We start from the raw sequence: 1,678 nt of genomic DNA, 5'->3' as shown, positions 1-1,678 counted from the left end.
CCCCTGATTAGCGGGAGCGAGGCCATAATGCCTTTGCTTTTTTCGATCGTCAAACGTTTTGTAGTGCTTTTTTTCGAGCACTACATCTTTAGTCTAATACGACTAATCAGTCAGTTTCCGGTGCTTTAGTCCAAAGTATCGACTTTCACCCGCAGGGTCATGTCATCCCGGCCCTGAGTAGCGTAGCTGCGGGTTTGGGCGCGTTTGTCGGTCAGGTTCTGGTGGTTGACGCCGGCCAGCGTAATCCATTCGCCGAGGCGACCTGTGACAGTTGTGTCGGTACTTTGCACATTCACTACATCGGGACGTTCCTGGCTTATGCGGTCACGGTTGGTGCTGATAGCCAAGTGAACGATTTCACCGGTGACGCTGGCGGTGACGTAGAAGCCTTGAGTGACGTTGCGGTATTCAGTCTGGCTGCGTAAATCACCGTACGAATCGGTCTGCGCGCTCGTAACGGGGACGCTCTGGCCGACCTGAATCAGTGCGGGTGTGCCTTCGCTGGCCTGGACCTGCTGGACGCCGCCATCACGGCTGACGGTGCTGCGATGGATGATTCGGGTCTGGTTCGACTTGGAGCCTTGGTAGTTGTTGTCACTGGTGTCGACGGTGATCAACAGGCGCTTCGCGGCGACATCGAGTTGGCTGATCAGGGCTTTAAGTTCGTCGATCTTGCGCTGATCCGCGTTAACGATCAGTTGATTGCCATAAGCGCTGACCTGGCCTTCGTTGCCAATGAAATCCTGCGCCACAGGCAGCATATCGGCGCTGGTGCGGAAGTTCAGGGGCACGATTTCGGTGGCGGCCACGACTGAAAAGCTGCAGGTCAGCAGGAGGGTGGTGAGCAGGGTGCGTAGGGACATATCCGTTATCTCCGACTTCTAATGCCTCGATAGTGCCAGTTTGTCGGCTCGGCGTGGCGCAAGTTGAATCGTAGACAGCAAAACGCCCCGGCATCAGAAATGGCGGGGCGTTTTGTGATCGTTCCCACGCTTTGCGTGGGAATGCAGCCTGTGACGCTCTGCGTCACTTGCCGCAATGGGACGCGGAGCGTCCCGGGAGGCATACCACGCGGAGCGTGGGAACGATCAGTGGCGGGCACTCAGACCGAGTGACGCACCATGTCCACATGCGGTATCCCTGCTTCCAGGAATTCCTCACTGACAATGTGAAAGCCCAAGCGCTCATAGAACGCGGTGGCTTGCACCTGTGCGCTGAGCATTTGCTGCTTCAGCCCGCGTTTCTCGGCTTCACCAATCAACGCTTGCATCAGTGCATCGCCGACCTTCAGGCCGCGCCAGTCCTTGAGTACCGATACCCGGCCAATGTGGCCGTCTGGCAACAAGCGAGCGGTGCCGATCGGGAAGTCGCCTTCGAAGGCCAGGAAATGCACCGCAGTGGCGTCATCGGCATCCCATTCCAGCTCGGGCGGAACGGATTGCTCGGCGATGAACACCGTCTCACGAATGCGCCGGATCTCGGCGTTATCCTTTTGCCAGTCTGCGGCACCTACGTGAATTTTATTCATCTGCAAACCCCAGGCTTCCTTGCTTGATCAGTTCGCACAGCAGACCGCGACCGTCTTCGTCGCTCAGCCACTCGCCAAGGTTGTCGATGTGCAGCGAGTCGGCGGCGCAAATCATTTTCAGCAGTTCGCGCAACTTGCCCGGCAGATAAC

3 protein-coding genes are annotated in these 1,678 nt (G+C 57.5%); all 3 read right to left on the bottom strand.

Going from position 1 to position 1,678, the window contains the following annotated elements; all coding sequences use genetic code 11:
- Window positions 1–125: 125 nt before the first annotated feature.
- On the bottom strand, window positions 126–863 hold the full coding sequence (locus tag AC1DRJ_RS26750) for a secretin N-terminal domain-containing protein (RefSeq protein ID WP_477804800.1): 738 nt from the start codon (window positions 861–863) through the stop codon (window positions 126–128).
- A gap of 239 nt (window positions 864–1,102) precedes the next feature.
- Window positions 1,103–1,528 (bottom strand): GNAT family N-acetyltransferase, encoded by a 426-nt coding sequence (locus AC1DRJ_RS26745; protein WP_477804799.1) that lies wholly within the window; start codon window positions 1,526–1,528, stop codon window positions 1,103–1,105.
- Window positions 1,521–1,678, bottom strand: a 158-nt coding sequence (locus tag AC1DRJ_RS26740; protein WP_477804801.1) for a winged helix domain-containing protein, incomplete at its 5' end; no start/stop codon positions are given. The genes AC1DRJ_RS26740 and AC1DRJ_RS26745, both read right to left, overlap by 8 nt.

This window comes from Pseudomonas sp. P5_B2 (genome assembly GCF_056400445.1).
This window is presented reverse-complemented; position numbering and strand designations above follow the sequence as displayed.